The 26319-nt window shown below is 36.7% G+C and carries 27 protein-coding genes and 1 riboswitch; of the genes, 14 read left to right on the forward strand and 13 right to left on the reverse strand.

Annotation, left to right across the window (positions count from 1 at the left end; all coding sequences use genetic code 11):
* Positions 1-2: 2 nt before the first annotated feature.
* Positions 3-830: a 1,4-dihydroxy-6-naphthoate synthase gene (locus tag LK994_RS09880; RefSeq protein WP_229759917.1), complete on the reverse strand. Its 828-nt coding sequence runs from the start codon at positions 828-830 to the stop codon at positions 3-5.
* 3 nt (positions 831-833) lie between these two features.
* Complete coding sequence (locus tag LK994_RS09885; protein WP_229759918.1) at positions 834-1460, reverse strand: phosphorylase family protein; 627 nt, start codon at positions 1458-1460, stop codon at positions 834-836.
* Positions 1461-1541: 81 nt separating this feature from the next.
* Here LK994_RS09885 and LK994_RS09890 point away from each other — a divergent pair, with 81 nt between their 5' ends.
* The 4 genes from LK994_RS09890 (at position 1542) to LK994_RS09905 (ending at position 5741) form a co-directional block, all read left to right on the forward strand.
* Positions 1542-1952 carry a 6-pyruvoyl trahydropterin synthase family protein gene (locus LK994_RS09890; RefSeq protein WP_229759919.1) on the forward strand — a complete coding sequence of 137 codons (411 nt, stop codon included), beginning with the start codon at positions 1542-1544 and terminating at the stop codon, positions 1950-1952.
* A gap of 11 nt (positions 1953-1963) precedes the next feature.
* Complete coding sequence (folE, locus tag LK994_RS09895) at positions 1964-2560, forward strand: GTP cyclohydrolase I FolE (protein WP_229759920.1); 597 nt, start codon at positions 1964-1966, stop codon at positions 2558-2560.
* Positions 2561-2636: 76 nt separating this feature from the next.
* Positions 2637-3527 carry an ACP S-malonyltransferase gene (gene fabD, locus LK994_RS09900; protein ID WP_229759921.1) on the forward strand — a complete coding sequence of 297 codons (891 nt, stop codon included), beginning with the start codon at positions 2637-2639 and terminating at the stop codon, positions 3525-3527.
* Positions 3528-3614: 87 nt separating this feature from the next.
* The gene (locus LK994_RS09905; protein WP_229759922.1) at positions 3615-5741 is read left to right on the forward strand and encodes an endonuclease MutS2; all 2127 of its coding nucleotides are present in this window, start codon (positions 3615-3617) and stop codon (positions 5739-5741) included.
* A 19-nt stretch (positions 5742-5760) separates the two neighbouring features.
* On the opposite strand, the gene LK994_RS09910 is transcribed toward LK994_RS09905, so the two are convergent.
* The gene (locus LK994_RS09910; RefSeq protein WP_229759923.1) at positions 5761-7815 is read right to left on the reverse strand and encodes a glycoside hydrolase family 71/99-like protein; all 2055 of its coding nucleotides are present in this window, start codon (positions 7813-7815) and stop codon (positions 5761-5763) included.
* Positions 7816-7986: 171 nt separating this feature from the next.
* Between LK994_RS09910 and LK994_RS09915 the strand changes: the two genes are divergently transcribed.
* Complete coding sequence (locus LK994_RS09915) at positions 7987-8559, forward strand: dihydrofolate reductase family protein (protein WP_229759924.1); 573 nt, start codon at positions 7987-7989, stop codon at positions 8557-8559.
* 20 nt (positions 8560-8579) lie between these two features.
* On the opposite strand, the gene LK994_RS09920 is transcribed toward LK994_RS09915, so the two are convergent.
* Positions 8580-9476: a DUF4349 domain-containing protein gene (locus LK994_RS09920; RefSeq protein ID WP_229759925.1), complete on the reverse strand. Its 897-nt coding sequence runs from the start codon at positions 9474-9476 to the stop codon at positions 8580-8582.
* A gap of 171 nt (positions 9477-9647) precedes the next feature.
* Between LK994_RS09920 and LK994_RS09925 the strand changes: the two genes are divergently transcribed.
* The gene (locus tag LK994_RS09925; protein WP_229759926.1) at positions 9648-10487 is read left to right on the forward strand and encodes a mechanosensitive ion channel family protein; all 840 of its coding nucleotides are present in this window, start codon (positions 9648-9650) and stop codon (positions 10485-10487) included.
* 144 nt (positions 10488-10631) lie between these two features.
* Positions 10632-12128 (forward strand): rhomboid family intramembrane serine protease, encoded by a 1497-nt coding sequence (locus LK994_RS09930; protein ID WP_229759927.1) that lies wholly within the window; start codon positions 10632-10634, stop codon positions 12126-12128.
* Between the two features lie 2 nt (positions 12129-12130).
* On the opposite strand, the gene LK994_RS09935 is transcribed toward LK994_RS09930, so the two are convergent.
* Entirely contained in the window at positions 12131-12568 is a 438-nt protein-coding gene (locus tag LK994_RS09935; RefSeq protein ID WP_229759928.1) for a VOC family protein, read from the reverse strand.
* A gap of 83 nt (positions 12569-12651) precedes the next feature.
* Positions 12652-13284: a porin family protein gene (locus LK994_RS09940; protein ID WP_229759929.1), complete on the reverse strand. Its 633-nt coding sequence runs from the start codon at positions 13282-13284 to the stop codon at positions 12652-12654.
* Between the two features lie 232 nt (positions 13285-13516).
* Between LK994_RS09940 and LK994_RS09945 the strand changes: the two genes are divergently transcribed.
* Positions 13517-14062, forward strand: a complete 546-nt coding sequence (locus LK994_RS09945; RefSeq protein ID WP_229759930.1) for a hypothetical protein — start codon at positions 13517-13519, stop codon at positions 14060-14062.
* A 103-nt stretch (positions 14063-14165) separates the two neighbouring features.
* Here LK994_RS09945 and LK994_RS09950 read toward each other — a convergent pair whose 3' ends face one another.
* The 4 genes from LK994_RS09950 to LK994_RS09965 are packed head-to-tail and all read right to left on the reverse strand — an operon-like array spanning position 14166 to position 16859.
* Complete coding sequence (locus LK994_RS09950) at positions 14166-14450, reverse strand: Trm112 family protein (RefSeq protein ID WP_229759931.1); 285 nt, start codon at positions 14448-14450, stop codon at positions 14166-14168.
* Between the two features lie 6 nt (positions 14451-14456).
* Positions 14457-15089: a thiamine phosphate synthase gene (locus tag LK994_RS09955; protein WP_229759932.1), complete on the reverse strand. Its 633-nt coding sequence runs from the start codon at positions 15087-15089 to the stop codon at positions 14457-14459.
* Positions 15080-16135 (reverse strand): AIR synthase family protein, encoded by a 1056-nt coding sequence (locus tag LK994_RS09960; protein WP_229759933.1) that lies wholly within the window; start codon positions 16133-16135, stop codon positions 15080-15082. Before LK994_RS09960 ends, LK994_RS09955 begins: the two co-directional genes overlap by 10 nt.
* A gap of 1 nt (position 16136) precedes the next feature.
* Entirely contained in the window at positions 16137-16859 is a 723-nt protein-coding gene (locus LK994_RS09965) for a class I SAM-dependent methyltransferase (RefSeq protein WP_229759934.1), read from the reverse strand.
* 58 nt (positions 16860-16917) lie between these two features.
* A riboswitch (TPP riboswitch) is annotated at positions 16918-17015 on the reverse strand.
* A 627-nt stretch (positions 17016-17642) separates the two neighbouring features.
* Between LK994_RS09965 and LK994_RS09970 the strand changes: the two genes are divergently transcribed.
* Positions 17643-18167, forward strand: coding sequence for a DUF4468 domain-containing protein (locus LK994_RS09970; RefSeq protein ID WP_229759935.1), 525 nt, complete (start codon positions 17643-17645; stop codon positions 18165-18167).
* Positions 18168-18298: 131 nt separating this feature from the next.
* A complete protein-coding gene (locus LK994_RS09975) occupies positions 18299-19654 on the forward strand; it encodes a WG repeat-containing protein (RefSeq protein WP_229759936.1) in 1356 nt (451 codons plus the stop codon).
* A 78-nt stretch (positions 19655-19732) separates the two neighbouring features.
* Here the strand turns inward: LK994_RS09975 and LK994_RS09980 are convergent, their stop codons facing one another.
* The 3 genes from LK994_RS09980 to LK994_RS09990 form a co-directional block, all read right to left on the reverse strand.
* Positions 19733-20293: a helix-turn-helix domain-containing protein gene (locus LK994_RS09980; RefSeq protein ID WP_229759937.1), complete on the reverse strand. Its 561-nt coding sequence runs from the start codon at positions 20291-20293 to the stop codon at positions 19733-19735.
* Positions 20294-20363: 70 nt separating this feature from the next.
* Positions 20364-21293, reverse strand: coding sequence for a malate dehydrogenase (mdh, locus tag LK994_RS09985; protein WP_229759938.1), 930 nt, complete (start codon positions 21291-21293; stop codon positions 20364-20366).
* 66 nt (positions 21294-21359) lie between these two features.
* Positions 21360-21851, reverse strand: coding sequence for a TlpA family protein disulfide reductase (locus LK994_RS09990; RefSeq protein WP_229759939.1), 492 nt, complete (start codon positions 21849-21851; stop codon positions 21360-21362).
* 142 nt (positions 21852-21993) lie between these two features.
* Between LK994_RS09990 and efp the strand changes: the two genes are divergently transcribed.
* The 4 genes from efp (at position 21994) to glmM (ending at position 26272) form a co-directional block, all read left to right on the forward strand.
* The gene (efp, locus tag LK994_RS09995; RefSeq protein ID WP_229759940.1) at positions 21994-22563 is read left to right on the forward strand and encodes an elongation factor P; all 570 of its coding nucleotides are present in this window, start codon (positions 21994-21996) and stop codon (positions 22561-22563) included.
* Between the two features lie 230 nt (positions 22564-22793).
* The gene (gene accB, locus LK994_RS10000) at positions 22794-23264 is read left to right on the forward strand and encodes an acetyl-CoA carboxylase biotin carboxyl carrier protein (protein WP_229759941.1); all 471 of its coding nucleotides are present in this window, start codon (positions 22794-22796) and stop codon (positions 23262-23264) included.
* Between the two features lie 109 nt (positions 23265-23373).
* On the forward strand, positions 23374-24711 hold the full coding sequence (accC, locus tag LK994_RS10005; protein WP_229759942.1) for an acetyl-CoA carboxylase biotin carboxylase subunit: 1338 nt from the start codon (positions 23374-23376) through the stop codon (positions 24709-24711).
* A 181-nt stretch (positions 24712-24892) separates the two neighbouring features.
* Positions 24893-26272, forward strand: coding sequence for a phosphoglucosamine mutase (gene glmM / locus LK994_RS10010; protein WP_229759943.1), 1380 nt, complete (start codon positions 24893-24895; stop codon positions 26270-26272).
* The last annotated feature ends 47 nt before the right edge of the window (positions 26273-26319 follow it).

A 26319-nucleotide genomic window follows, 5' to 3' on the forward strand; every position in this document is an offset into this window, starting at 1 on the left:
TGCTAGTTCAGGAATATGTTTATGTATTTACCTTTTATCTGATTTGTTTGCTGGTAAACAGATAACAATTTTTCGATCGCTTTTTTGCCATCTTCTCCCAAACTGATCGAATAATTATTTACGTATAGATCGATATGTTTACGCATTACATCCTCGCTCATTTCCTGCGAATGTCTTCTGATAAAATCTGTAAGGGTTGGATAGTTAGAAAATGCATACTCTATACTTTTCCTAATAAGAACATCCACCTTTTTCTGAATTGATATATCAATATTTCTGCTGATAACAATACCACCAAGGGGAATAGGATTGCTGGTTTCATTTTCCCAATAATCTCCAAGGTCAATTATTTTTTCTAGTCCTTTGTCGGCATAAGTAAATCGATTTTCATGGATGATCACACCTAGTCCTTTATTATCTTTTACAAAATTTTCTATCTCATCATATCGAAGAAATATTTTGTTTGTTGCAGTAGGAAAAGCCAGTGAAAAAAGCAAATGTGCGGTAGTGTTTTTGCCGGGTACTGCTATTAGATTATCCTCAATATTTTTAATTGTTGATCTTTCATTTTTAATTAATAAGGGACCTACACCTCTGCCCAATGCACTGCCGCTGTTAAGTACAATATATTTATCTAATACTAAAGGTAAAACACCATAGCTTAATTTTGTAATATCCAGTTTGTCCTCAATAGCCCATTGGTTAAGGGTTTGCACGTCTTCCAGTACAATATCGAATTCCAGTCCTTCGGTATCAATTTTGTTATTTACCAGCGCATCAAAAATAAAAGTATCATTGGGGCAGGGCGAAAAGCCAAGAGTTAATTTCATGTGTTATCCCTTTAGGTGGTCTATTATTTTAGCTAGTTCTTCATTGAGGTTAGCAATTGCAAATTTCATTTTCCATTTGGTTTTATCTCTTTCTCCTACATAATTACTAATGCTGCGTATTTGTAAGAAAGGAATATTTTCCTGAAGACAGACATAATGCAAAGCGGCGCCTTCCATACTTTCAATTTCGGGGTGGTATGTTTCTATCAGTTGATGCTTTTGTGTTTCGCTATCACTTATTTTATTGATTGTAATTGCTTTTACTGGCTGCAGGTCGGAAAAGGAAAGATAACCATGGTCATTGACCAGCCATCCTTTGTTGTAAGGAAACTCATTTTTGTCTCCTAATCCTTCTGAGAAAATATGACTTAGTTTTCCTTTTTCTTCTATAGCAAGATCACCGAAGGTGTCTTTCTTTACCAAAACCGTTTCCCCCAATGGTAGTATATGTGTAAAAGCTCCGGCTATTCCGGCCTGTATAACCATGTTATAATGAAAATGATGTATTTTTTTTTGTAAATGATACAATGTGGCCGGTACACCTACACCTGTAAATAATACGTCTGTGACGTTATTTATCAGAGTGGGGTCAATTTCATGCTTTGTAGCGGCCACTAACAGAATTTTCATACTGCAAATTTGAACCTTTTTTATTGAATACTGTTATTACCCTTTTACTTCTTATATAGTACCTTTGCAAAAAAATAAGAAATGGTCTATTTAACAAGGGTTGAGCATTTTAACGCAGCTCACAAACTATGGAATCCTGACTGGAGTGAGGAGAAGAATAAAGAAACATTTGGCAAATGCGCCAATGAGAACTGGCATGGGCATAATTATGAAATTCATGTAACCGTAAAAGGTGAAATGCAACCAGATACCGGTTTCATATTTAATGCTAAAAGGTTAAGTGTTATAATTAATGAGCATATATGTGATAAGATCGATCATAAAAACCTCAATATTGATGTGGAGTTTATGAAAGGTCAGTTTACAACGGCTGAAAATTTAACAGTTAATATATGGAAGCAATTGCAGCCGGTTTTAAAGGCTGAAGGAGTAGATCTGCATTGTGTTAAATTAATGGAAACTCCGAGAATTTTCGTTGAGTATTACGGATAAAAATATATTTAATGGCATATAGAAAAATTGATCAGTACGATGAAGATGTTACTTCAGGCCTGATAAAAAATTACAGAGAAACGCTGCAATTACTTGGGGAAGATGCCGGGAGAGAAGGGCTGGAAAAGACGCCTGAGCGTTTGGCCAAAGCGATGCAGTTTTTAACACAAGGCTATCAGCAGGATGCGAATGCAATTTTGAACTCAGCGAAATTTCATGAAGACGTAAGTGAGATGATCATTGTAAAAGACATCGAGCTGTATAGCATGTGCGAACATCATATGTTACCGTTTTATGGGAAAGCTCATGTAGCGTATATCCCCAATGGCTGGATCACCGGATTGAGTAAAGTGGCCAGAGTGGTAGATGTGTTTAGCAGAAGGTTGCAGGTGCAGGAGAGATTGACGACTCAGATATTGAATGCAATTAAAGAAACATTGAATCCGCACGGGGTGGCAGTAGTAATTGAAGCATCGCACTTATGTATGATGATGAGGGGGGTGCAAAAACAAAATTCAGTAACGACGACATCAGCATTTGATGGAGAGTTTATGAAACCTACTACCCGAAATGAATTTGTGAAATTGATAGGAGCTAAATTGCACTAGATCTAATTTGAATTATTATGTTTAAATCTCTCTTTTGAGAGATTTTTTTGTTTTATTTGTACTCTAAAATTTAACTATGGCACATGCGTATGTATTTCCCGGTCAAGGATCACAATTCAGTGGAATGGGAAAAAATTTATATGAATCAAATCCTTTGGCGAAAGAATTGTTTGAACAGGCAAATGATATTTTGGGGTTTCGTATTTCAGATGCGATGTTTTCCGGCTCTGATGAAGATCTGAAACAAACCAATGTAACACAACCGGCAGTTTTTTTACATTCAGTAGTTGCATATAAAACTTTATCGGGTGTAAAACCGGACATGGTTGCCGGACATTCATTGGGTGAATTTTCTTCATTGGTGGCAAACAATACGCTCAATTTTGAAGATGCCTTGAGATTAGTATCTATTAGGGCAAAAGCTATGCAAAAAGCTTGTGAATTGAATCCTTCAACAATGGCGGCTGTATTGGCATTAGCAGATGATAAAGTAGAAGAAATTTGCGCTGAAGTGTTAAGAGAAACAGGTGAAATAGTTGTTCCTGCAAATTATAATTGCCCCGGCCAATTAGTAATAAGCGGTTCAATTATAGGCATTGAAATTGCCTGCGAAAAAATGAAAATGGCAGGTGCTAAGAGAGCATTGGTATTACCTGTAGGCGGAGCATTTCACTCACCGCTGATGTTGCCGGCAAAAGAAGAATTAGCCGCAGCAATTGAAGCAACCACATTCAATGTTCCCTCATGTCCGGTATATCAGAATGTTGTGGCACATGCGGTTACTGATCCTGTATCAATAAAAAGAAATTTAATAGATCAGTTGACAGGAGCTGTTAAATGGACACAGATTGTACAGGCGATGATCACTGACGGTGCTACACGTTTTACAGAAGTGGGGCCTGGTAAAGTATTGCAGGGACTTGTTCAAAAAGTGAACAAAGAGATGGTTGTAGATGGGGTGAATTAATTTTATCTTTTTTATTGAACTGATGAAATTGCTTGTATCGAAGAAAAAAATATTTATGAGCTTACTATCGAACCTATATTATCTGCGATGAAATTCTTTCCGGAGTCGACCCTCCATCAGCTTGAGTTTGATAAAGTAAAAGACTTGCTGGCAGCACATTGTTCTACGGAGTATGCTAAAACAAAAGCATTGTCTTTGCGCATACATACCCGTAAGGATTTTATAGAAATAGCATTGCAGCAGGCAAATGAATATAAAACTCTCTTGCAAAGCGGCGGATATTTTCCTAATGATTTTGTACATAATATTTCTAAGGAATTAAAATTGTTGGGTATACCGGGGGCAACGCTGAGTGGCGAACAGTTTTTGCATATCAGAAAATTGACTGTTAATGCAGGAAATATTTTCCGTTGGTTTACGGTGGAAATGAGAGAGACATTTCCCGGTTTGGCAAGGGTAATTGAAAATAATTATTACGAAAAGGTAATTATACAGTTAATTGATGAGGTACTTGATGGGGTAGGTGTTGTCAAAGATACAGCCAGTGAGGAGTTGGCAGATATCAGGCAAAAATTATATCGTAAACGCACAGAACTGCGCCGTGTGTTTGATCGTATTGTGCAGAAGTTGAATAAGGAAGGATATTTAGCAGATATCGAAGAAAGTTTTATGAATGGGAGAAGGGTGTTGGCTGTATTTGCTGAGCAAAAACGTAAAGTCAAAGGAGTTTTGCATAGCGAAAGCGACAGCCGTCGTACAAGCTTTATAGAGCCGGAAGAAACTACAGAACTTAATAATGAAATATTTTCTTTAGAGTATGAAGAACAAAAAGAAGTGCACAGGATTCTTCGTGTGCTTACACAACAGCTAAGCATATACGCTGTATTATTGAAAAGTTATTATGATATGGCAGGCGAATATGACCTGATCCGGGCCAAAGCGAAGTTTGCCATTGATATAAAAGGCAGCTATCCGATGCTGCATGACAGAGCCCATGTAAAACTCATTACTGCATATCATCCTTTACTTTTATTATATAATACTAAAAACAATAAGCCAACGGTTCCAATTGATTTGACATTAGATGATCAGAATAGTATCCTGGTGATCAGTGGCCCCAACGCTGGCGGTAAAACAGTTACATTAAAAACGGTTGGTCTTACCCAGGTTATGATGCAGGCAGGTTTACTGGTATCGGTAAGCCCAGATAGTGAGATGGGTATCTTCAAACAATTATTGATACATATCGGCGATACACAAAGCATAGAATTTGAATTGAGTACTTATTCTTCTCATTTAAAGAATATGAAATACTTTATAGAGCATGCGAATGGTAAAACACTTTTCTTTATTGATGAATTGGGAAGCGGCTCTGATCCAAATTTAGGCGGAGCTTTTGCTGAAGTGATTATGGAGGAGTTGGCATTTAAACATGCATTTGGTATTGTAACCACCCATTACCTCAATCTAAAAGTGATGGCCAATAAAGTGAAAGGTATTATCAATGGCGCCATGCAATTTGATGAAAAAAATCTCTTGCCACTATATAAATTACAGATCGGCAAGCCGGGGAGTTCATATACTTTCTCTATTGCCGAACGTATTGGGTTAGATAAAAAATTACTTGCCAAGGCTAGAACATTAGTGGATGAAGAGCATTTCAGGCTGGATAAATTGCTGAACCGGACGGAGCAGGATCTGCAAAAAATTGATAAAGAAAAGGCAATGTTAAATAAGTTGCTGGCCGAGAATGAGAAATTGAAAAAAGAAATGCAGCAGGTGCTGCAAAAAGAATTGCATAAACAGGAAATAGAGAGGTTGCAGCAACAGAACAAAATATCCGAGGAAAAAATAAATTACCTGAAGGATATGGAACGTCGTCTGAAAGCGATGGTGATAGAATGGCGTAAAACAGACGATAAGGCAAGTGTGGTAAAAACGATACATGCTTTACTGTTCAATCAAAAAGAAAGAAAGCCCAAAGAGCATCAGTCAAAGAAAGGAGATGATAAATACGAGGAAGTAGTGAGAGAAATGAAAGTGGGAGATAAAGTAAAAATGAAAAAAAATCGTCAGGTCGGTGTTGTAAAAGAATTGCGTGGCAAAAAAGCTGTTATACAGGTTGGTGTTATTCCCATTACTGTTGCTTTAGAAGACTTGGTAATATTGGTGGAAAAGCCAATAATAAAAGCCACTGCAAAGAGCAGCGAATAAAAATGAGTTTTGAAATAATTCAGTTGTTAATAATTAGGTTACCCAGGATCCTGAATTTCTTTCCTGAATTTACAATGATCGTATTCTTGTTATTTACTTGTTGTTGAGGGATATTCAGCACACACTCTCCATTCAGTACCGGGTCTATAAAAATATAGCCGCCTGAGAGATTTGCAGGGGGGATACTATTGTTACTCCAGTTCGAAGCTACATCCCAATTGCCATTTCCGATAAATCTATATACAGCATTGTCTCCCTCGTAAATTGAAATATCGTCTATATATCCACGTAAGGTTCCTGTTTCAGGAGCATGGTCGTATCCGATACAAATTCTATTAATGGTCTTTCCATTTAGCCATAAACCAATATTTGATACGGTTTGTGTCCAGGTATTAACAGCACCTCTTCCTGCAGACGGATGCATGGAAATACCAGTAGTATCTGTAGCACCGCTATTACGTAATGTAGTGCCATCACTCATTACCAGATCAACAGAAACATATCTTGATAAATTCATTTGCGGATAGGTCCAAAAACTGAGTTTTGTGTAGCTGTTTATTGGGATGTTTACAGGGAAAACACGAAAATACATATACGAGGAGTCTGCAGAATTATCTTTAGCAGAATATCTCAGTGCATGTGTGCCAATATGATTTGTTTCACTTACAACGCTGCACTCAGGACTGATAGAACTGGTATAGCCCACCATATTTGTAACAGTTGTTCCTGGGTCAGGAGAGTCTGTCCAGCCGGGCATTGCATCATATTTTGTTTCCAAACTTGTACGGAACCAAATTGGGCCGTTTGAATATGGAGTTGTTACGGATGCATTTAACGGATCAATACCTTTGATCATTTTGGTGGCCTTGCCGGTAAGTCGTAAATAAAAATCATTAGACAGATAAGTTCCATCAGCACTAGTTGTTAAAAAATATTGGTTGGATGGCACTGTATAATAACTATCGGCCATTTTAGTAATAGCAGTTCCTTCATCATATTCATCAAACATAGCAACATATCCATTACTTATACCCAACTGTTTGATATTGTAAACCTGTCTCCATAAAAATTCACCTTTATTTCTTGGTATCTGGTTCTGTAATCCTCCATTCCAATTAGACCATGCAAAACCTGGAAATACTACCGGTTGATATAATAGATTGTTTGCGTTGCAATAAGTTAGATCTGGGCTTAGATAATTGTTTTTGAAGTCGTCTGCTCCGGTATTGTTGCTGAATCTGCCTACACTCCAGGGAGATATCATGTCGTATGCAGTATAAACTGAGCTGAATCCGGCTTTGGAATCCCCGGTGCCGGTTCTCCAGTTTGTAGGGACACCGCCAATTACAAAGCAACCATTATTTTTAAAAAAATTGATCACATCAAGGCATTGAGATGCACTGCCCGGTCTGTCGGTAAAGCCAAAGCCCCAAAGACATACTACAGGTTTGTTATTTTGTTGAACATAGTAAGGGGAAGAGGTAATGTGTAATTTGCCCACCATATTGTTTTGCCAATCTGTTTTGATAGAGTCAAATTTTGTAACATCCAGTCCGCTGATATCATACATTAAATAAAATATACGTTCGTGAGCCTCTGCAGAGCGTTTAACCCTGGCTGTTATGCTGTCTCTGTTTGCTTTAAAAACACCATCAAATGTTTCTCCGATAAATCTTTGTAATGCCACACCATCGATCTCATTTTGCTGCATCCATTCAAAATGCTTGTCAATGACCGCTGCTTTATATGATGAAAAAAGTTTGGCGGGGTTACCTTCTGCTGTATTGCCCAGCCCTGTTTGAAAAAGTGATCCGGCGTCATATTCATCAACAGCAGGATATGCTTCAAACTTGACGGCACCCGGGGCAGGTTGCCCGGTATTACTTTGATAAGTGCCAGCCGACCAATGAGCCCATCTGGCAACAGGGGATCCATCTCCATATGCATTAAACCATCCCTGGTAACCACATATAACCTTACCAGTAACAGATTGTGCAGCAGGGACTGTTTGACAAATGACGTGAAAATGTAAACAAAGACAGATGAATAGAAATGGCAGCTTTTTATGAAACATTGGTATAAGGCTTAGGCTCTAAAAATACTGATTTCTTTTTTACTACAGATAAGAGGAAAATAATAAGTCGCAATGTGCCCGGTTTATGTCGTTTTTACACTCCGAAATAATAATTAATCTGATTAATTTTGGTTTGATAAATATTTCAGATTCCTCAAAAAATAATTACTCATGACTACAAATGAAAGAAGGCTGATCGTTTTCAATCAGATAACATCGGATGGTTACTTTGTCGATAGTACAGGAGATATGAGCTGGGCACACAAACATGATGAAGAATGGGAAGAATTTGTTGCAGGTAATGCAACTGGAGGAGCATTATTGGTATTTGGAAGAATTACCTATGAAATGATGGCTGGCTTTTGGTCTACCCCTTTTGCAATGGAACAAATGCCTGAAGTTGCCGCAGGAATGAATAATTTACCCAAACTGGTATTTTCTACTACCTTGGAAAAAGCTACGTGGAATAATACAATGTTGGTTAAAGCCGGTATGGCAGATAAGATAAGAGAAATGAAAAAAGAGTCTGGTAGGGATATGGTTATTTTAGGGAGTGGTACTATAGTTTCACAATTGACAGACGAAGGATTGGTTGATGAATATCAGTTAATAATAAATCCCATTGCATTAGGAAATGGAAGAACACTATTTGAAGGCATTCAAAAGCCGGTGAATTTTACATTGACCCATACACGAGTGTTTAAAAACGGCAATGTATTATTATGCTATGTGCCATCCAAATAGTGCTCTTTAAATAGTAGAGGCTAAATCTTTCTGTTTATTTTTTTATACATGATATACACAATCAGTCCCAATAAAAATACCCACCAAAGTTTTGTGACAAAAACAAAAAATGCCTCAAACATTTTCCAGCCATATTTAATGGCTTCAAGTATTTTTCTGCCAAAACCCGGTTCATATGCATCTATGTTTTTATCATTGGCAATAAGTGCTCTTTTGATTGCTTGCCGTTGATACATTGAAATATTTACTGTACTAAAATTGATCTGATCTGCCATAGACAGGTTGGCGATTTTTGCATTATCAGATTGTTCTTCTTTGTTTGATAAAAGCTCTTCGGCATTGGTTGTTTCTGCTAATTTCTTGCCCCTGTTATCAATAGCATAGCTTAACCGTTCAGTATTTTTAACGAAACGTTTTTGTGCCAAATTGTTTGATAAAATTTGCAGTGCAACATCTTCTGCTTTAATGATTCTATAGTCCAGGTAATCTATATTTTTTGCGATCTCTTTTAATGTAGTGTCCAATCTGATATTGGGAACTCTAAGTGTAATTGAGTTGGTTACTGTATATGCAGTAGTTTCTAAAGATGAGTCGGCACTGACAAGCACAGTAGTAATATTATCTATTGTACTGGTAAGATTGGTGTAAGTAACAAAACCGCTCTGCTGACTAACAATATTCTCAATGTCATATGTGGAGCGGATCACATCTTTGACCTTAAATTTCAGGTCGGCTGTACGGATAAATTTCCTTGTAGAGTCTTTATTGTTTTCAACTGCAGCAGAAGATGAAATGTAATTGGTTGTGGCGCTGTCTGCCATTGCAGGGCTCTCTTCTGGGCTATACTTGTTGTTATTACAACTTAAAAATACAATGATAGAGCAGAGAGCGGCGAGTAGTTTTTGGGAAGGTTTCATAAATAATTTTTTTATTGATTACTCAAACATCAAAAGGTGACCTTGCATTGTATGCTTCCTGCAACGCTTTAACAATGTTTTAGATACCGGGCAATTGAGGATAGAAAAAAAATATTTCTTCAATGCAACCTTTGGTTCATTTCATTCATCTTTCAAAAAAATAAATACATTATGCCTACTGTTTTGCAGATAACTCAGACACCTGACCAAGCTATCAATTTCATGTATAAGATAAAAGAGATGGCGATTGAATATGCTCCCAAATTGGTAGGAGCTGTATTAGTCTATTTAATTGGGAGTTGGATAATTAATAAACTATCAGCCGTAATGAAGAAGGCGATGGCACTAAAACAATACGATCCATCATTGCAAAGCTTTCTTACATCACTGGTGAAAGTATTATTAACAGTGTTGCTTATACTAACCATTTTCGGCATGTTAGGGGTTAATCTTACTGCCTTTGGTGCTTTACTTGCGGGTGTTGGTATTGCCATAGGAGCAGCATTGAACGGCTCTTTGGGAAATTTTGCCGGAGGAGTAATGTTACTCACTTTCAAGCCGTTTAAAATGGGAGATCTTGTTGAAGCACAGGGGCAAACAGGTATAGTAAAAGAGCTGGGCATCTTCAATACAGTTTTACTTTCTCCCGAAAACAAAACTATCATACTGGCTAATGGAGCTTTATCTACCGGTACGATCATCAATTATACTACCCATGGAAACCTTCGGGTAGATACAACGATGGCAATTGCGCCAGATCAGGATATTGATAAAGCAAAGCAAGTGGCTATTCAAGCACTACTTTCTCTTCCGGAAATTTTAAAAACACCTTCTCCTGAAGTAAATGTATTAAAAGTGGGTGACGGGATGATAACATTGGCTATTCGTCCTTATGCAATGCAGGAAAATTATTGGCTGGCGTTTTTTGGTGGACAGGAAGCGGTGAAAAAGGCATGGGATAAAGCAGGGATCAATGGTCCGGTTCCACATGTAGTGCATATTAATAAATAGTCTCCTCTGATTACTATAACAAAATAAACCCGGCCAATTTTTGCCGGGTTTATTTGTTTTGGAATAGATGGAAAGTGAAATAGTTTTAAACAGAAAACTTGGGCATTCTTGAAAAACAATGCATCTTAGCAAAAAAATAATCGTATGCCAAAACAGCAACAAACCATTGAATTGAATGATCTTGATAAAGAAATGGCATTGGCTATCAGTTATCAGGCAATTAAGAATTCCGGATGGGAAGTATTGTTTGCCGGGGAAGAGAAATTGTTGGGGTCTACTCCCAAAAAGTGGAGCAGCTTCGGACAGGAGATCATGATTGAAACTGATGGCATTACTTTAACTGTCAGCAGCGAAATGGTAAATGGAGAATCTTTTGATATAGGTGGAAAAAATAAAAAAAATATAGAATCGTTTCTTACAGCTTTTAAAACAGTTCAAAGTACTCTTGATCAAGAGATCATGCAACGCAATATAGAGACTATTAAAGAGCTAAGAGTAGTAACTCAGAAAACTGCAGAACAGGAAGCCGCTGATGCAGCAGCATTAGATGCTGCAATGAATTTATCGGGAAGTAACTTATATGTCACGTATGGCATTATTGCGATCAATATTATAGTGTTTGCATTAATGGCAATAAATGGAGCAGGGCTTTTTGATGTGAATGGACTAGTGCACATCAGGTGGGGTAGCAATTTTAGCGTATTAACATTGAGCGGTGATTGGTGGCGTTTGCTAACAAATGTTTTTATTCATTTCGGGATCATTCATTTGTTGATGAATATGTATTGCCTTTATACTGTTGGTGTTTATTTAGAACCAATGCTTGGCAAAGTAAAATATATTATCGCTTATTTGTGCACTGGTGTATTGGCAAGTATTGTTAGCCTTTGGTGGCATAGTAAAGGCGTGAATAGTGCAGGGGCATCAGGTGCTATCTTTGGTATGTACGGGTTGTTCTTAGCATTGCTCACTACCAACCTTATCCCAAAGCAAGTAAGAAATGCTTTGCTGCAAAGTATCGGGATCTTTATTGGGTATAATTTGCTGTATGGTATGAAAAGCGGCGTTGATAATTCAGCACACGTTGGTGGGTTGATCAGCGGGTTGGCCATTGGCGTTATTTATGCCTATGCAATAAAAAAAGAAAAGGCCGAGCAAAATCTGAACTGGGTTTTACCTGCGATAATATTGTTCACACTGGGAATGGCATATGAATATTTGCAATTGCATAAAACTTCGCAGGAAGACAGGAAAACAGAGTTGGCATATATTGCAGATGCCAAATATGATGACAATGAAAAGTTCAATGATCTACTGATAGGATTTTCTGCGATAGAAGATAGTGCGATTGCACCTTTACAGGATACTACGCTTAATGATCCGGAGCTAAAAATAAAAATTAATAGTATCAGCTATCCTTCATGGAAAAGAGTAGAGGCTGCCCTTGAGGAAACAAAAGGGTATAACATTTCTCCGGCAATGCATGCCAAAGCAGATAGGTTATTGGCGTATGTTATGTTGAGAGAAAAAGAATTAGATGTACTGCTTAAAATAATAGACACAGGCAATCAGCAGGAATTTATCCCTGAATTAAATGAAGTAAGAATGAAACAGAAAGAAGCAACAGCTGAGCTGCAGTAGTTCTATTTTTCATTACAGTTAAACATCCACTGTACGCCAAACTTATCTGTACAGCTTCCATAATATGCACCCCAGAACATGTCCGCTAATGGCATTGTTACTTTGCCGCCGACAGACAATGCGTCAAATAATTTTTTAGTTTCTGCCTTGGTATCCGGTTCAAGATTGATATGCACATTGTTGCCGAAATTAACAGTAAAGCCCATAGATTCCGGCGCATCTGTAGCCATTAATACGTGACCGCCAACAATTGGTAATTCAATATGCATGATAAGACCCTTGTCTGCTTCAGCTAGTGGGGGCATGCCCTCTTGTGGTGGAATATCTTTGAAACGGGCAACCCCCATTCCTCCAAATTCTCCACCAAAAACTGATTTATAAAAATTAAATGCTTCCTCGGTGTTACGAGAAAAATTCAGGTAAGTACTTACTCGTGCCATGACAACTTATTTTATTTAGCCAAAATAATAAAATAGTTCAGTAAAATAAAATAATCAGATAATGTTTTGATAGAAGGTAAGCATTAAAATGTAAAACCGACTGCTACTTCTATTGCTCTGTTATTCCAGCTTTGTGTATTGTCGAAAGAAGTTACTTTAGTTAACCCCATTTTGTAACGGGCTCCAATATTAATAAAAGGCACTTGTATCCACAAGCCACCGATGGCACTTAGTTCACCATCCTTATACAAATTGGTGATGGTATTGTTCTTTATGGCTTCAGGAGTTTTGTTGAGTAAAATATTGTATGCAGGTCCAAATTGTAATTTCACATGCCTGCTTTGTCCCACATTCATATTTACCAATAAAGGTATTTCCAAATAATTGAAAGGTTTTCTTATTTGTGTGCCATCACGAAATGCATCATCAAAAATATCAGATAGCTCGGTAGTCTGTGTAGTAGTAGACTGTACAAAATTCACTTCAGGTTGCAATCCGAAACGTCTGCTGAAATTGACCTGAACAAATCCACCCAATTGGTAATTATAGTGAAAACTATTTTTAAAAGATTGACCGGGAGTTTTATTCAGATTAAAGCCCACTTTTCCACCAAAACGGAGAAAATTTTCGGTATCGGCGTCATCTACTCTATTACGTTGAGCAAAACTATTTACAGAAATTAAAACGGGTAAAACCGCTGCAAGAATGAATTTCATGAATATTGGTTTAAATATCTGCAGATTTACACCAAAACTGTACCAAAAAATACTTTCGGCATTTATGTATAAGAAATTGTGGAGAAAAGAGGCTGAAATTGTATTATATAGCATTTAAAAGAGCGCTTATATGTTGATTTGTTAAGACTATCTTTAGAAAAAATACAGGCATAGGTATCCGGCTTCTATTTGGTTGGATAGATATTTAACTAATACGTTATCACCAATCAATATGGAATTATTCGATTTTGAGCACAATTTTGGTATATATTACCCTCCTCAGGAACTGATCTCCTTATTGGATTTTCAAAATAAATATTACAAATACTCTAATGGTTTTGGACTTTTTGCAGAAGGCCGATTCCCGATACAATATTTGTCTAAAGAGGAAGGTTTTCTAAATCAATTGATGCCATTTGCAGATGGCAGCCCAATAGCCGTTTATTCTTTGTGGGATGATGGAACAGATCGCAAATTGAATACAATGCCTGTGGTGGTTTTTGGAGATGAAGGAGGTGTTCATGTAGTAGCTGAAGATATTTTTTCTTTAATGCAACTACTCACTTTTGATACTCCTATTTCTGTAGATATAGACAAAGTTTTTTTTTATAAAGACACTAACACTTATGAAAAAAGTTTGCACCACGAATTGTATAAAAGTTGGCTCAAAGAAAATTTTCAGTTAGAATCAATAAATGATACTACTAAGATCATTAAGACTGCCCAGGAAAAATATAAAGAACAGTTTGATTGTTGGTGTGGTAAATATCTAAGATAGCTGATTCCGTTTGCCGACTGTTTATAAAATCTATTAAGCCCTCATATCAATAGTAACATTCGGTTTATTAGGCATGGCTACAATAGTACTAGTTTCAACTGTTTTATACTGTGGAGTTTTCATCAGTTATCAAACGGAAATTTTCAAACGTTTTATTTTTTAATAGAGGTTTCCAGCTTTCAATTAAAGGCTGTTCCAATTTAAATTCACGGTATTCATCAGGACTCATAATAGGAATTCCTTTTACGATAGGGTATATGCGGTCACATTCTTTACAGGTGAAAAAACCTTCCATTACATTTTTGTGTATGTCTTGAGAGATGATAGTTAGCTCTATATCGGCTTTATCAAAAGGGCAACATAATTTTTTTATCGTTTCAATATTCATTTTATTTTATTTTAAAAGTTCTGTATATTTTTTTATTGTTTCTTTCGGTGTTGCTGAATTCATAATTCCGGAGATCACAGCAATGCCATTAAATGGTAAGTCTTTCAGTTTTGGCATATTTTCCAAGGTAATTCCTCCTGCTAAAAAAACAGGAATTGCAGTTATCTCTTTGCATTTGGCAATGTTCTCAAATGTCACTAATTCGCAACTATTGCTGGTTGATGAAGGAAAAACAGAGCAGAAAGAAATATAGTCTATATGGTTTTGGTTTGCCCAATGCACTAAGCTTAAATCATTATTGCAGGTTATCCCACAAATAAAATGCCTTTTGACCGATTGTCTGATTTGGTCGATATTGTCAGGGGGCTTGTCGAAATGCACGCCATCCAATTCGGTCGATCGCAGCCATTTCCAGTTATTGTTGATCAACACAGGTATATTTTTTTTATGGCATATTGTTGTTATTGTTTTGATAAATTCTTCAATGTGCTGGTCTGCTAAAAAGTTATCCCAAATTTGAACAGCTGCGATCGGTTCTTCTGCGATCAATTTTAGTTTATTCAATAATATGGCCTCGTCTATTGAAGGGTCTATTACCAAATAAATTCCTGCATGTATTTTTCTTTTATTTATTTCCATCCTTTATTGCATGCGTTAACGAAAGCCGACCAATAAGGGTCGTCTTCCAGGTAAATCAATGCTTTTTCTTCATTGTTTTCTATCAATTGTATGCCATGTTTTTTTTCTTTGATCTCACCAACAAAAGAGCAAAGGATATTTTCTGCTTTCAATCGATCAATTACAAGGGATACACTTTCTTGTTTACAAGTTATGATCATTGCTCCTGCACCTACACAGTAATGAGGATCAATAGAAAATAAGTTGCATACTGCTTTCTGTACTTCTCCGGTTGGGATAGTATCTTTGAAAATAACAGCTCCATTCCCTGATGCAGAAGCTAATTCATAGATAGCTCCTAGTATTCCCCCTTCAGTCACATCATGCATCGCTGTTATGTCTTCATGTCTATTTAAGATGCCTACTGCTGTTAAAGCATCTTTGAGTGAAGATGTTTCATAAAATAAATCGCAGGCTTTTTGATAGACTTCGTTTCCGAGATTATTTTTAACAGTTTCAGGGAAACTCAAGGAAAGTATTGAAGTAGCAGTAAGTGCAGATTGTTTAGTAACTAAAATGGCATCGCCTGGTTTAGCTTGTTGTGAAGTAAGTACCTGCGATTTTGGAGCAACTGTGAAAAAAGTGCCTCCACCTGCAATAGTGGAATTTTGTCCTTCAATAAAACCTGTATGCCCACCTGTAATAGCAACTTTAATTGCTGCACAAAAACTATGAATATAATTCCAGTAGGTACTGAAATCTTCTTTTGAAAAAGTTGCAGGAAGGTTTAACACAAATTGTCCATACATGGGTGCAAATCCTGTGGTAGCCATGTCATTAGCCATCAGGTGTACCGACAACCATGCAGATTCCTGTAAGCCTAATGATGGAATAAGAGAGAGGGGATCGCTTGTGCTTGCCAGGACCATACCATCGGGAAGATCTATAACAGATACATCTACGCCGAATTGCGGCCCAACACTAACCTCATTTCTTTTGTAGCCACACTTTTTTTGCACAATGTTTTTAAAGTCGGTATTGCTTATTTTTCCCAGTTTGCCTTTCATATCATTTAACATCATTTAACTTGATATACAAACCGAAAAAATCTCCATAAGGCAATCCCCATTGTTGAACAGGAAACCATTTTGGCAATCCTGTACAAGTCCACTCAATAGTGTAATCTCTTCCTTTTAAGGCTTCATCAATTATTGCTGTAAGTTTTTTTGGGGTATAAAATGTAGCGGTAACATAAAATGGATTTTTCCCAAACAGTTGCTGAACTCGCCTGCGTAATACCTTTGGAGAATTCCTGTTCATCATTCCCATTGCCACTCCATATTTTGCCACTCTTGTTGCTTCCCGTATCACTTTTACCGGATCTTTATAGTATTCAAAAGTGGTAATAAAAGCCAAGGCGTCAAAAGTATGATCTTTAAACGGCATATGATGAGAGTCTGCCATCACGAGGTCGCCATCAAATAAATGAATTGCCTGTGAAAGCATAAGCGGGGAAATATCTCCGCCGGTAGCTTTGATGCCTATCTCTTTCCACCATCTTGTAAAACGAGTAGTGCCACAACCAAATTCAAGTAATGTTTTAATTCGCTTGTCTTTTGATACCAACTGTTCCATTACTTTTTTTTGCCAGATCTCCGCACGTTTGTATCTTCCTTCATACCATTGCTCATAGGTGTCGGTGTGCTCACGGTTAAAGAACCATTCTGGTCTTTCTTGCCAGTTTTGTTGTGTTTTGGGGATTAATTCAAAAACTTTTTTTTGTACTTCCATGGTGTTATTTTTTTTACAAAAAATACACGGAGAGAAATGGAAAGTCAAAAAAGAATGGAGTGTTGAAGTACTGCATCCCTACGTTGGCATTATCCAAATCAGGTTTCGGGTATTATCTCAGCCAGCACTTGTTTTCTGGCACCCCGTGCATTTAATTTTTCAAAGTTAGTAAGATAAAAAATAAATTGAGTATTTTTTATGGCATTACTAAAATGATGTATATGTTGGATTGTAATGTTCGGTTGTGGAGGGATGTTTAGCATTCATTGATCAAGGACTGTTCAGAAGGTAAAATGATGCCAATGTTACACTATTACTTGGATGGATTTTTATTAAAAATTGACTATAAATATGCTGACTATGTGACAGGAAAAAAGCCTTGTGAGGCACTGCTGTCGTGTGTTCAAGTTGTTTTTGCAGGCATATAAAAGAGTATCTATGTATTTTGCATCTTTAGTTATTCAGGCATGGTTTATGTGCTATATTTTGTGGAATCTTTTTTATAAATCCGTAAAAAATAATTCTATGTATCATCATCTAATTAAACAAAAATTACAAGGAAGTAATGTAGTTGGTTTTCACTCCACTGTTACAGATAAGATCCACGCAGTAATCAAAAAAAGTAAAGAAAGACATGCCGTAATAATGAAGGGCATGAGCAAATTTCAAAAGCAAATATTTCTCCAATTAGAAAAGCTTAGAAATTTGAAAAGTCTTTTTTGAAAAATGTGAAGCGGTTAATTTTCTGGCTGTAGTGTTATGTAATGTTCTTAATAAGAATATATGAGATTCTTTTTATTATTCAGTTGTCTTATTATTATTGAACTTTCATTTGGTCAGGATAAGCCTATGAGGTATGATAAGGTAATTAATCAAATTCCTTTGGGTAAAGAACAGTTGTTTGATAGAGTGTTATTATGGTTTGACAGATCTTTTTTTAATAATGAAGATGTTATCAAAGTAACAAACAGAAAGGCCGGTATGATCGCTGGTAAGGCTGTTTTTTATTCAGGTTATAAAGTGCCTGTAAATAATATCGACAGTGTAAATGACGATAAATTTGTGAATTATAATTTTGAATGGACAATTTGGATAAACAATAATTACATTTATTTTAGTATTCCACAGATTTATATTAATGGAACAACACTTGTTACTACTGCAAAAAAATGTCCAATTGTTATATTGGCTCAATCTGATGAAATAACAGACAGTCAGTGGAATCTGGCAAAAATATATTTAATAAAGAATTTGGATGTTTTATTAGATTCTTTGCAATATAAATTATTAAATCCCTCCGCAAGATAGCCGTTTGCGATTTTTCTGTCAGGTAGCACGAAGAAATGATTTTTCATAAAAATACCCATATACGGGTATGCTTAGTAAATGATTTTGTCTTTATTTTCAATGTCATTTATAATTGAAGATTATTTTTGTTTATGAAAAAAATCGGGTTGTTTGTTACAACAGTTTTAGGTTTACTCCTATCAGTTCAAAGTCAAGATCTTATCGCCTTTAAAAATGCTAAAGGTCTTTGGGGTTTTAAAGACAAAACAGGGAAGGTGATTGTAGAACCAAAATATTTGTACAAGCCTTCTTCATTTGTTGAGGGGCGTTCAATTATTAGCAAAACATATAGTTTGAAAGGAGTGGTAGATGAGAAAGGTAAAGAAATTACTCCGCCGATTTATTATTCCATTACAAATTTTAAGCATGGCTTTGCAACGGTTACTAAGGAATTCGTTGACAGTGTTAAACTGAAGCAAGGGAAATTAGTAAGAACCACAGTAAGAGGAGTCATTGACAGAAACGGGAAAGAGGTAGTTCCGGTTATTTACAAGGAACTTTTCGGAGACCTCAGTAATGGTTGGTTTGCGATGGCCACCGATACCCTCAACAAAAAATTTTATTATAATACCGAAGGAAAAATATTTGCCGTTCCAGAAGGGATGTTTATTTATAATTACAGGGTAGATGGCAAAAAATTTGTGGTAGGTAAAAATGGAAAGGTTGGGTTGATCGATAAAAATTTTAAAGAGTTACTTCCGTTTGATTATTCGCTGATATCACCTACACAAAATAATTTACTGATCGTTGGTCAGAATAATTTAGTTGGATTGATGGATGATCGTACACTAAAGTGGATTGTTCAGCCGAAGTATAAGAATATCAGTTTTTTTCAACAAGGTTATGGGGTTTTCACAGATGAACAAGGTTTATTGGGTGCTATCAATACAAAAGGTGTAGTTACTACAAAACCTCAGTTCAATACAATATATCGTATTGATAAAACAAATTCAGCACTGGCTATGTACATGTATAAAGGTTCTGACCAATCCGGATTAGTAGACCTTGCCACCGGAAAGATCATTACTCCGGCAAAGTATCTCATGTTGCCTTATGATTATGATAACGGGATAATAGTTTTCAGGAAGGATAATAAAAAAGGGATGATCGATTCAACAGGCAAGGAGCTTTTTTACGCAGCCTACGACGATTTTTCATCCGGGTTTAGTTACAACAGGGCGTGGGTAATGAAGCAAAATAAATTTGGATTTATAGACAATACAGGTAAGTTGGTAATACCTATTCAATATGACATTGTAGGTGGTTTTGTTGAAGGATTGGCTAAAGTAAGAGTTAATGGAAAATACGGGTATATTGATCCGAATGGCAAATTGGTGATACCTCAAATTTATTTAGATGCACAAAATTTTGAATCGGGTATGGCATGGGTGAAAGATGAAACCAATCGAACATATTATATTGATAAGGAAGGGAAGGAGGTGAAGTAATTTTTGTAATAGACATAATGCTGTTTAATAACGGCACAAAAATTTGTCTAATTAAAATCATAGTCCCTACAAAACCACCTAAATATTTTGAATAGTAATTCTTCTTTTTTCCTTTAATGCTTTAAAATGTGTGGGGGTTAATCCTGTCGCTTTTTTAAATTGTGTAGACAGATGCCCAACACTACTATAATGCAGCATATCTGCAATTTCAGAAAAAGAGTGTTCTTTGAATATGATCAATTCCTTTATTCGTTCAATTTTTAAAGAAATAATATACTGCTCTATCGTAGTAGCTTCAACTTCTGAAAAGAAATTGGCTAAATAAGTATAACTATGCCCTAATTTTTCACTTAATAAAACAGAGAACTTGATATTGGGTTTCTCATCAGAATTGTAGACGTAGTCTATCATAACCTTTCTTACCTTCTCTATTAATACACCCTGTTTTTTTTCTAATAATTCTAGCCCAACTTTTTTGATCCTGTTGTTCAGTTTCCTTTTTTTGTCATCAGAAATAGGCTCTTTGGTTTCTATTTCCCCTAGTTCTACTTTTATTGGCGAAATATTAAGTTCTTCCAGAGCTTCTTTAACAACCATTTTGCAGCTTTCGCAAGCCATATTTCTTACATAGATTTTCATATTCTATTTTTTAGTCTGATAAATTAAAAGCCCTGCATTTGCAGGGCTTTTAATTTATCAGGTTCTTAATTTATAATGTTTTCAACACATCGTTCATGCTTCTTACTGCATCTGCACTTTTGTTGAAAGCAGCTTGTTCAGCGTCATTCAATTTAAAGTCAAGGATCTTTTCCCAGCCGTTTCTACCGATAATAACGGGAACGCCTAAGCAAATATCTTTTTGTCCATATTCGCCATCTAAAGCTACACAGGCAGTGAATAATTTTTTCTCGTCACGTACAATAGCCTCAACCATTGCAGCACCTGCAGCTCCGGGAGCATACCATGCAGAGGTGCCGATTAAAGCAGTCAAAGTAGCGCCACCAACCATCGTGTCTTTTACAATTTTTTCCTGTTGCTCAGCAGTTAAGAAATCTGTAACAGGAGCACTGTTCCAGGTAGCTTTGCTTATCAAAGGAATCATGGTAGTATCACCGTGTCCGCCAACAACTACTGCATTCAGATCAGCAGGGCTGCAACCTAATGTTTGGCTCAATTGGTAACGGAAACGAGCGCTATCCAAAGCTCCACCCATACCGATGATCTTATTTTTAGGTAATCCTGTAGATTGCAATGCCAGATAAGTCATTGTATCCATCGGGTTACTGATAACGATGATAATAGTATTTGGAGAGAATTTTAAAATGTTTTCTGCTACAGATTTAACGATACCTGCGTTCACACCGATCAATTCTTCTCTGGTCATGCCCGGTTTACGTGGCAAACCTGAAGTAATTACTACTACATCGCTGTTAGCAGTTTTTGAGTAATCGTTTGTACTACCAACAATTTTGGTATCGAAACCAAGTAATGCAGCAGTCTGCATCATATCTTGTGCTTTACCTTCGGCAACACCTTCTTTAATATCTAATAAAACTAGTTCAGTGCATAGCTCTTTACGGGCAATATTATCAGCGCAAGTCGCACCTACGGCACCTGCACCTACTACGGTAACTTTCATAATACAATCATTTATTTTTTGATAAAATTAATTTGCGGTGCAAAGGTAGTTCATTACACAATTGGATTACAATGCTTCAGCAATTTTTTCTACGGGAACGCTACCGTCGAAAGCCTTTACAAACTGTCCTTTTTTATCGTATAAAAATAAGGCCGGGAAATTCCTTATGTTATAGAAGGTACCCAGAAACCAGGAGGGGTCTCTGGCAACGGTGATATTTGGATATTTGCTTAGTTGATAGTTTTGATAAAAACTATACAAATACTTATAGTCAAGAGGTGATGCCATTACTATTTGTATCTTTTTAAAGCGTTTGATATGAGCAATCAATTCGCTGGTTTCGTGCTTGCAATGTTCGCAATCCGGACTAAAAGCCATGATAAGTGTAGCTTTTCTTTTTTTTAGGTCAGCTTTAGCAAATTTGGTACTGTCGGGTACTTTTGTAAAAGAAAAAGGTGGTATCTGGGTGAATTTCAGATAAAGTAGTGAGGTATCTGCCTGGGCAAATAACATCTTGCTACATGCAAAAAGAGCGATAATCAGGAATATTTTCTTCATTGGGTAAATTTTTACAAAGCTAAATTTATATCTGCGATATTATACTCTGCAACATTAAGCAGTTAAATTTCCATTTTAGCCGTACTATTAGTACTTTTGCAACCCAATAACAAAACAGCAATAATAAAATAAATCAACTAATATGGCAACAACAGCAGATATGCGTTCAGGATTGGTCATCAAAGTAGATGGTAGTCTTTACTCAGTAATTGAATTTGGTCAGAATAAAACTGCAAGAGCTGCAGCGAAAGTTTGGGCAAAATTAAAAGGGGTTGATAACAACCGTACCATTGAAGTAACTTGGAACAGTGGAGAAACCATTCATCCGGTTAGAGTAGAAAAGAAGGCGTATCAATTCCTGTATAAAGATGATACAGGCTATAATTTCATGGATAATGAAACTTTTGAGCAAATAGCAGTTCAGGAAAGTATGATCGATGCACCTAAATTCTTAAAAGATGGTCAGGAAGTATCTGTACTAATTAATGGTGAAACTGAACAACCGATGGGAGTTGAGTTGCCTGATAAAATTGTACTGTTGGTTACTTATAGCGAACCTGGAGCAAAAGGAGATACTGCAACACGTACATTAAAGCCTGCTACTGTAGAAACAGGAGCAACTGTAAATGTACCATTATTCGTTAATGAAGGAGAATTGATCAGAGTGAATGCTAAAACAGGCGAATATGTAGAAAGAGTGAAAGAGAGCTAAAACAAATGACAGAATTTTGATATAAAAGAGGCTGATTTGCAAAAATCAGCCTCTTTCATTTTAGGCCGTTTTCCCCATTTTTTTGTGATTTTTAGGGTGTTTTAAGGCAGTTTTTAACATTTTTTGGTCAAATTCTATATTTTTAATTTTTCAGAAATTTGCATTTTTGATAAATCATTCCCTATCTTAGCAGCCCCGTTTAAATAAAGTAAACCATTTAATTTTTTAACATGGATATCAAACAAATTCAGGAGCTGGTAAAGCTCATCAATAAAACCAATATCGGAGAAATCACAATCGAAGAAGAAGGCGTTAAAATTACAGTTAAACAAAAGAAAGATCCCGTTCAGCATATAGTTGCATCAGCACAGCCACAGGCTTACGCACCACAACCGGCCGCAGCAGCGCCAGCGGCGGCGGCTCCGGCAGCAAAGCCGGCAGAAGCACCTAAAGCAGATAATCTGGTAACGATAAAGAGTCCGATGATCGGAACATTCTATCGTCAATCAGGTCCGGGTAAACCAATTTTTGTAAATGTTGGAGATGAAGTAGAACCTGGTAAAGTGGTATGCATCATTGAAGCAATGAAACTGTTCAATGAAATTGAAAGTGAAGTGAAAGGCAAAATAGTAAAAGTATTGGTGGAAGATGCAAGTCCGGTAGAGTATGATCAGCCATTATTCCTTGTAGAACCGAATTAATTTGATGGTTTGATAATTTGAAAATTTGACAACGGAACCAATGCTTTTCCGATAGTCAAACTGTTTAATCATCAAGTCACCAAATCACCAAATTTCCAAATTAACGAAGATGTTTAAAAAAATATTGATTGCTAACAGAGGAGAGATTGCATTACGTGTAATAAGAACCTGCAGAGAAATGGGCATTAAAACTGTTGCTGTACATTCTACAGCAGATAGAAATAGTCTACATGTAAAATTTGCTGATGAAGCAGTTTGTATCGGGAAGCCGGCCAGCACAGATTCTTACTTAAATATTCCCCACATCATGGCAGCTGCAGAAATTACCAATGCAGATGCAATTCACCCAGGGTATGGCTTTTTAGCAGAGAATGCGAAATTTGCTCAGATATGTACAGAGCATGGGATCAAATTTATTGGTCCAACGCCAGAGATGATCAATGCAATGGGTGATAAAGTGACTGCCAAAGAAACCATGATCAAAGCCGGTGTACCCGTTGTACCTGGTGTTGAAGGGCTATTGGAAAGTGTAGAACATGCCAAACAATCTGCTATGCAAATTGGCTACCCAATTATATTAAAAGCTACTGCAGGCGGTGGTGGTAAGGGTATGAGGGTTGTGTGGAATGAAGAAGAAATTGAAAAGGCATTTGAAAACGCTAAAACTGAAGCAGCCGCATCATTTAAAAATGATGGTATTTATATGGAAAAATTTGTGGAAGAACCACGCCACATTGAGATACAGGTTGCAGGTGATCAGTTTGGAAGTGTTTGTCACTTAAGTGAAAGGGATTGCTCTATTCAACGACGTCACCAAAAATTGGTTGAAGAATCTCCTTCTCCTTTTATGACCAATGAATTGCGGGAGCAAATGGGCGAAGCGGCTATTAAAGCGGCTTCTGCTATTAATTATGAAGGGGTAGGTACTATTGAGTTCCTTGTGGATAAACATCGTAATTTTTATTTCATGGAAATGAATACCCGTATTCAGGTTGAGCATTGTGTTACAGAAGAAGTGGTGAATTATGATCTGATCAAAGAACAAATAAAAATTGCGGCCGGTCATAAAATAAGTGGTAGAAATTATTATCCTCAAATGCATGCGATCGAATGCCGTATCAATGCTGAAGATCCGTATAATGATTTCCGACCAAGTCCGGGAAAGATAACTGTACTGCACACTCCGGGAGGGCATGGTGTACGTGTAGATAGCCATGTTTACGCAGGATATGTCATTCCTCCATATTATGATAGCATGATAGGAAAACTGATCTGCGTGGCACAAACCAGGGAAGAGGCTATCGATACTATGTACAGGGCTTTGAGTGAGTATGTGATAGAAGGGATTAAAACTACTATTCCTTTTCATTTACAATTAATGAAAAATGAAGATTTCAGAGCAGGGAACTTTACTACTAAATTCATGGAAAGCTTTGTTATGAAATAATATTTTTGACTGAATTAATCAGGAAAGCAACTCTTTGTGAGTTGCTTTTTTTATTTGCAAAATGCCCACTGTTAAGGATTTGATTCCTGCAGTATAGATTTAATGTGTAAAATCCACCACTATCTCTACCTGAACAAGCTACAAATTCGTACCTTTGCACCTCAAAAATCATCAGCAGCGAATGGCATTAATAAAAAGCATATCCGGAATACGTGGTACGATCGGCGGTAAAACAGGCGATAATCTGACTCCTTTAGATGTAGTTAAATTTACTGCAGCATTCGGCACCCTGTTGTCGCAACAAAGCGATAATAAAAAAATAGTTGTTGGGAGAGATGGACGCATTAGTGGTTTGATGGTTAAAAACTTAGTGATCAGTACATTGAATGCATTGGGGCTGGATGTGCTCGATGTTGATTACAGTACAACACCTACCGTTGAAATGGCGGTTGTGTTTGAAAATGCAGCAGGAGGGATAATACTAACGGCGAGCCATAACCCAAAAGAATGGAATGCATTAAAACTACTGAATAGCAAAGGGGAGTTTATCAATAGTGAAGAAGGGCAGAAAGTATTGGATATTGCAGCACGTGAAGATTTTAGTTTTGTTTCGGTAGATAAATTAGGCGTAACAACAACTGATGAATTGTCTTTACAAAAACATATCGATGCTATATTAAATTATGAATTGGTGGATGTAGCTGCGATAAAGAAAGCTAAATTTAAAATAGTAGTTGATGCTGTAAACAGTACCGGAGCAATAGCGGTGCCCGCTATGTTGAAGGCATTGGGTGTAAAAGATATTGAAGTGTTGAATGCGGAAGTAACCGGAAAATTTGCTCACAATCCAGAGCCCTTACCTGAGCATTTATCTGAACTGAGCAATGCGGTGGTGAAAACTAAAGCAAACTTAGGGATAGCTGTTGATCCGGATGTTGACAGGCTTTGTTTTGTTTGTGAAGATGGCAGCATGTTTGGAGAAGAGTATACTTTGGTGGCGGTGGCAGATTATGTGTTGAGTAAAAGAAAAGGTAATACAGTCTCTAATATGTCATCAACAAGGGCATTAAAAGATGTAACAATAAAGCATGGTGGCGAATATTTTCCGAGTGCAGTAGGTGAGGTGAATGTAGTGAATAAAATGAAAGCAGTTAATGCTGTGATCGGTGGAGAAGGGAACGGAGGTATCATTGTGCCGGATCTGCATTACGGAAGAGATGCCTTGATTGGGATCGCTCTTTTTTTAACACATCTGGCCAACAGTCAAAAAAGTATCAAGCAATTGAGAAATACTTTCCCTGATTATTTTATCAGTAAAAATAAGATCGGATTAGAAAATGGCATTGATGTGAAGGATGTTTTTGAAAAAATCAAATCAAAATACAAAAACAATCCAATCAACGTTGAAGACGGATTAAAAATAGAATTTGATAATGATTGGGTGCATTTACGTACGAGTAATACCGAACCGATCATTCGTATTTATGCAGAAAGTAATTTTGAAACTACTGCTGATAATATCGCTAAAAAACTAATGAAAGATATTAGCGAAGTAATGTAATGATCACTGGTCCATGGTCCATAGCCCATGGCACCCCGGTTCAATAT

The organism is Ferruginibacter lapsinanis (assembly GCF_020783315.1).
Taxonomy (GTDB): Bacteria; Bacteroidota; Bacteroidia; order Chitinophagales; family Chitinophagaceae; genus Ferruginibacter; species Ferruginibacter lapsinanis.

Coding starts and splice junctions, on each gene's coding strand:
- LK994_RS09960 (WP_229759933.1), bottom strand. CDS start 16,135: ATGAAAGGCAAACTGGGAAAAATAAGCAATACCGACTTTAAAAACATT.
- LK994_RS09945 (WP_229759930.1), top strand. CDS start 13,517: ATGGAATTATTCGATTTTGAGCACAATTTTGGTATATATTACCCTCCT.
- LK994_RS09915 (WP_229759924.1), top strand. CDS start 7,987: ATGACTACAAATGAAAGAAGGCTGATCGTTTTCAATCAGATAACATCG.
- LK994_RS09970 (WP_229759935.1), top strand. CDS start 17,643: ATGAGATTCTTTTTATTATTCAGTTGTCTTATTATTATTGAACTTTCA.
- LK994_RS09950 (WP_229759931.1), bottom strand. CDS start 14,450: ATGAATATTGAAACGATAAAAAAATTATGTTGCCCTTTTGATAAAGCC.
- mdh (WP_229759938.1), bottom strand. CDS start 21,293: ATGAAAGTTACCGTAGTAGGTGCAGGTGCCGTAGGTGCGACTTGCGCT.
- LK994_RS09975 (WP_229759936.1), top strand. CDS start 18,299: ATGAAAAAAATCGGGTTGTTTGTTACAACAGTTTTAGGTTTACTCCTA.
- LK994_RS09940 (WP_229759929.1), bottom strand. CDS start 13,284: ATGAAATTCATTCTTGCAGCGGTTTTACCCGTTTTAATTTCTGTAAAT.
- LK994_RS09920 (WP_229759925.1), bottom strand. CDS start 9,476: ATGAAACCTTCCCAAAAACTACTCGCCGCTCTCTGCTCTATCATTGTA.
- LK994_RS09925 (WP_229759926.1), top strand. CDS start 9,648: ATGCCTACTGTTTTGCAGATAACTCAGACACCTGACCAAGCTATCAAT.
- accC (WP_229759942.1), top strand. CDS start 23,374: ATGTTTAAAAAAATATTGATTGCTAACAGAGGAGAGATTGCATTACGT.
- accB (WP_229759941.1), top strand. CDS start 22,794: ATGGATATCAAACAAATTCAGGAGCTGGTAAAGCTCATCAATAAAACC.
- folE (WP_229759920.1), top strand. CDS start 1,964: ATGGCATATAGAAAAATTGATCAGTACGATGAAGATGTTACTTCAGGC.
- LK994_RS09990 (WP_229759939.1), bottom strand. CDS start 21,851: ATGAAGAAAATATTCCTGATTATCGCTCTTTTTGCATGTAGCAAGATG.
- LK994_RS09935 (WP_229759928.1), bottom strand. CDS start 12,568: ATGGCACGAGTAAGTACTTACCTGAATTTTTCTCGTAACACCGAGGAA.
- LK994_RS09980 (WP_229759937.1), bottom strand. CDS start 20,293: ATGAAAATCTATGTAAGAAATATGGCTTGCGAAAGCTGCAAAATGGTT.
- LK994_RS09930 (WP_229759927.1), top strand. CDS start 10,632: ATGCCAAAACAGCAACAAACCATTGAATTGAATGATCTTGATAAAGAA.
- LK994_RS09885 (WP_229759918.1), bottom strand. CDS start 1,460: ATGAAAATTCTGTTAGTGGCCGCTACAAAGCATGAAATTGACCCCACT.
- LK994_RS09965 (WP_229759934.1), bottom strand. CDS start 16,859: ATGGAAGTACAAAAAAAAGTTTTTGAATTAATCCCCAAAACACAACAA.
- LK994_RS09880 (WP_229759917.1), bottom strand. CDS start 830: ATGAAATTAACTCTTGGCTTTTCGCCCTGCCCCAATGATACTTTTATT.
- fabD (WP_229759921.1), top strand. CDS start 2,637: ATGGCACATGCGTATGTATTTCCCGGTCAAGGATCACAATTCAGTGGA.
- LK994_RS09910 (WP_229759923.1), bottom strand. CDS start 7,815: ATGTTTCATAAAAAGCTGCCATTTCTATTCATCTGTCTTTGTTTACAT.
- glmM (WP_229759943.1), top strand. CDS start 24,893: ATGGCATTAATAAAAAGCATATCCGGAATACGTGGTACGATCGGCGGT.
- LK994_RS09890 (WP_229759919.1), top strand. CDS start 1,542: ATGGTCTATTTAACAAGGGTTGAGCATTTTAACGCAGCTCACAAACTA.
- efp (WP_229759940.1), top strand. CDS start 21,994: ATGGCAACAACAGCAGATATGCGTTCAGGATTGGTCATCAAAGTAGAT.
- LK994_RS09955 (WP_229759932.1), bottom strand. CDS start 15,089: ATGGAAATAAATAAAAGAAAAATACATGCAGGAATTTATTTGGTAATA.
- LK994_RS09905 (WP_229759922.1), top strand. CDS start 3,615: ATGAAATTCTTTCCGGAGTCGACCCTCCATCAGCTTGAGTTTGATAAA.